6 protein-coding genes are annotated in these 3,614 nt (G+C 68.3%); 3 read left to right on the top strand and 3 right to left on the bottom strand.

What is annotated here, in order from left to right; genetic code table 11:
* The 3 genes from JGS39_RS37930 to JGS39_RS37940 form a co-directional block, all read right to left on the bottom strand.
* On the bottom strand, positions 1-298 hold a 298-nt coding region (locus JGS39_RS37930), incomplete at its 3' end, for a hypothetical protein (protein WP_219574322.1).
* Positions 299-951: 653 nt separating this feature from the next.
* On the bottom strand, positions 952-1,197 hold the full coding sequence (locus tag JGS39_RS37935) for a DUF7848 domain-containing protein (protein ID WP_219574323.1): 246 nt from the start codon (positions 1,195-1,197) through the stop codon (positions 952-954).
* A complete protein-coding gene (locus JGS39_RS37940; RefSeq protein ID WP_219574326.1) occupies positions 1,185-1,436 on the bottom strand; it encodes a hypothetical protein in 252 nt (83 codons plus the stop codon). Before JGS39_RS37940 ends, JGS39_RS37935 begins: the two co-directional genes overlap by 13 nt.
* A 272-nt stretch (positions 1,437-1,708) precedes the next feature.
* Between JGS39_RS37940 and JGS39_RS37945 the strand changes: the two genes are divergently transcribed.
* The 3 genes from JGS39_RS37945 (at position 1,709) to JGS39_RS37955 (ending at position 3,326) form a co-directional block, all read left to right on the top strand.
* Positions 1,709-2,428 carry a DUF5919 domain-containing protein gene (locus JGS39_RS37945; RefSeq protein ID WP_219574327.1) on the top strand — a complete coding sequence of 240 codons (720 nt, stop codon included), beginning with the start codon at positions 1,709-1,711 and terminating at the stop codon, positions 2,426-2,428.
* 2 nt (positions 2,429-2,430) lie between these two features.
* The gene (locus JGS39_RS37950; protein ID WP_219574324.1) at positions 2,431-2,901 is read left to right on the top strand and encodes an NUDIX hydrolase; all 471 of its coding nucleotides are present in this window, start codon (positions 2,431-2,433) and stop codon (positions 2,899-2,901) included.
* Positions 2,902-3,011: 110 nt separating this feature from the next.
* On the top strand, positions 3,012-3,326 hold the full coding sequence (locus JGS39_RS37955; RefSeq protein ID WP_219574325.1) for a helix-turn-helix domain-containing protein: 315 nt from the start codon (positions 3,012-3,014) through the stop codon (positions 3,324-3,326).
* Positions 3,327-3,614 lie beyond the last annotated feature (288 nt).

A 3,614-nucleotide genomic window follows, 5' to 3' on the forward strand; every position in this document is an offset into this window, starting at 1 on the left:
GGAACCGCCGGGAGGGACGGCTCGCGGACACTCGCGAGCGGCCGGCGCCGTCGGAGAGCTGCCCGTTGAAGATCAGCGCCCACGGGGTCGTGAACAGTTCCACGGGCCACACCATCACGCCCCGCTTGAGCCCGGACGCCAGCCCGGTCTCCGGAACGGTGATCTTCAGGACCTTGGCCCGGCCGTCCTCCATGAGCATCACGGTCACCGTGTACAGCGATGCCCCGGTCTCTCGGTCGGTGGCGACCTCTCCGGTCTGCTGGTCCTTGATCTTCAGCGTCGGGTCGGTGCCTGCCATGCACACCGCCGACGGCAGCAGGGCAACACGGATTCGAGAGGCTGAAGACCGCGCTGGCTGAATCGGCGAAGCGCCGGCAGCAGCGACCCTGACTATCGGTCGGGCAACTCGACCAGGGGGTGAGCTGTTCAGAGTTTCTTTACTTGATCAGGGGCGTCCCGCTGACGCGGGCCGCCGCGCGCCGGCGGTCGGTGCCCACCGCCCGCTCCTGTCTGCTGCCCCGCTGGCGACGGCCGCCGACCGCTCGACGCGCAGAGCCCGGGAGCGTAAGCCGGACCACCAATCGGAAGCCCCGGTCCGACCGCGCAGCAGCAGACTGGCCGTGCACCTGGGAGGCCGCCCTGCGGGCTCGCGCCGTCCCTGACGCCCATGCGCTTTGCTGCGTGGCTGGGGCCGTGACGATGGAGATAACTGGGCCGATGCCGGTGCGGGGCTGAGCAAGACACACGTAGCGGGTGATCGGTCGGTGCGCCCGTCGTCGTGGCTGACTTTCTGTGGCAGAGGCCAGAACTTCCACAGTCATGGGCACGGCACGCACGGAGGGCCCGTTCCTGGCGGGGCTGACGAGGACGGGGGAGCCTTGAACGGTTGCGCCCGGCAGGGACGGGAGTCGGTGGGTCAGCGCGGTGCGGCGCGTGGGCGAGCGAGGTAGGTCATGTCTGGCGCCAGGTCCGCCAGGGGCGGGTGATGATCTCCCGGTAGGTGTGGTGGGACGGGTTCTGGCCGCAGTGCCGCAGCACCCAGTCCTGCGGTTCGGCGAAGTCCTCGCTCGTCGGCGACCTCTCTCCGTCCACGGCGCACTGCATCGCGTACAGGACCAACTCCGCGTCCGGCTCGCGGTCGGGCTGGAGCGTCCAATTCTCGTAGCGCAGGACTGAGCGAGTGGTCACCGTCCCCACCTCCGGTTGGCCACGGCCACCTTCGCGCTCAACTCCTCCGCCGGAGTCGGCGTACGCACGTCCTCGGGCGGCACGTCCCACTCCCGGCCACCGCGCGGCGGCCGAAGCTGCACGTGCGTCCCCACATGCCCCATCACCACGCCCACCTTGCCGCTCCGCCGGTCGACCACCAGGGCGCCGACATCGGGTGAGACGGTGTGCCCGCCGGCATCAGGGGTGGGGGCCGTCATCGTGACCACCCCGGCGAGGCGGTCCGCGACCGGGCGTCCAGTCGCAGGGCGGGAACACATGGGGTGGCGCTCATTCGCACGGTGACACTCCTCAGCGGCGTTGATGCGTACCCCTGCGCCTGTTGGTGCCGCAGGGTCGGCACCGATCCTCACGCTGGTCACCGGGACGAAGGAACCTCCACCAAACCCCGCTCCAGGACGTCCTACACCATGTAGAACGTCCCTGGTGCCGTCCTGAGACGAAGGGGAGACTCGTGTCGAACGAGAGACTACGAGCCGTCATGGCGGCGGGAGGCTGGACGTACGCCGCACTCGCTCAGCAGGTCGAGGTCGACCCCAAGTCGGTCGAGCGCTGGGTGAACCTCGGACGTATCCCACGTCGTGCCACAGCCCTCCAGGCGGCCAAGGCCCTGGGAGAAGACGTGCACGCACTCTGGCCGGCGCTCCGCCAGGCCCGCCCCGCCCGCGGCATCAGCCCCGAACTGGTGGCGCTTTACGAACAGCGGGCCGACATCCCCGTCTCGACGTTCACCGACCTGATGGCCCAAGCTCGGGAACGGATCGACATCCTCGTCTACGCGGCCGTCTTCCTCCACGAGGCATACCCGCGGCTGAACGAACTCCTCACGGAACGCGCCGCCGAAGGCTGCACCGTCCGCATCGCGATCGGGAACCCCTACAGCGACAAAGTCCAAGTCCGCGGCCAAGAGGAGCGGTTCGGCCACGGCATCGAATCCCGCTGCCGCCTCGCGCTTATGCACTACAAGCCACTCGCCGACACCCCCGGCATCGAAGTCCGCACCCACGGCACCACGCTCTACAACTCCCTCTATCGGGCCGACGACCAGCAACTCGTCAACGCACACGTCTGGGGCGTCAACGCCTACGCCGCCCCCGTGTGGCATCTTCGCCGACACGAGACAGGCGGCATGTTCGACACCTACGCCGAGAGCTTCGACGCCGTGTGGACGACGGCAACCCCGGTACAACAGGAAGGCTGACCGTGGCCCGCACCGAGTACTACGACGACCCGAACGCGCCCAAGCCGAACAGCATGGTCGTCGCCGCATCCGCCGTCGTCACCGACGACCACGGGCGCATCCTCCTCCAGCGCCGCCGCGACAATCAGCTATGGGCACTGCCCGGCGGAGGCATGGAGTTCACCGACTCGCTCCCAGACGCTGCCGTCCGCGAGATCAAGGAAGAGACAGGCCTCGACGTCGAGATCACCGGCCTGGTCGGCACCTACACCGACCCGAAGCACATCATCGCCTACACCGACGGCGAGGTCCGCCGACAGTTCAACGTCTGCTTCACCGCCCGCATCACCAGCGGCCGGCTGGAGATCTCCGACGAGTCCACCGAACTCCGGTTCGTGCCGCCGGAAGAGCTCGAGCAGCTGCCGATGCACCACACCCAACGACTCAGGCTCCAGCACTTCCTGGAACAGCGAGAAAACCCGTACCTGGGCTGAGCCGTCTGATGGCAGTAGCGACGGCAACATCCACGGTTTTCCCCGCACAACCACGGGCACCAGCGGAACGCAAACACGTGCTGACCAGCGAAGAACCAGGAGGAACTGTCGTGAACCACGCCGAGTGGAAGACCCGCCACCACCGTAAGCTCCTCGGTGAAAAGGCTGAGGAGAACGCCGAGTACGACCGCCTGTACGAGGAGGCCGAACTCGCCCATGACCTCGGCCAGCTGGTTTACGACCGGCGCACTGCCCTGGGCCTGTCCCAGACCGAACTCGCCGAACGCTGCGGAATGAAGCAGCCTCAGGTCTCCCGGATCGAAGGCGGCGGCACAGTCCCTACGATCCCACTCCTGCGGCGCTTGGCTCGCGCCCTCGACGCCGATCTCACCATCGAACTCACCCCGCACCACCAGGCGGCCTGATCGCTCCGCCGCCAACCAGCGCCCCGGGGAATGTCCCCCTCCCCTTGATTCCCCGGGTTTGAGCGGCTGACGGCAGTAGCGCGGCAACGCCCGTCTGCTTCGACCGAACCGACCAGCCAGGACCTCGATGTGTTCGACTCGAACGTCCACGGATGAGTCCGTGAATCCGTCTGCCGGACGAGCACGGGCTGCCGGAATCCGGCAGCCCCTGCTCCCTTTGTGCGGCGGAGTGCCGGGCACGCCACCAACCGGTCCGGCGGGGCAGCCACGGCGACAACACGGGGCGCG

Source organism: Streptomyces poriferorum (genome assembly GCF_019399235.1).
Classification (GTDB): domain Bacteria; phylum Actinomycetota; class Actinomycetes; order Streptomycetales; family Streptomycetaceae; genus Streptomyces; species Streptomyces poriferorum.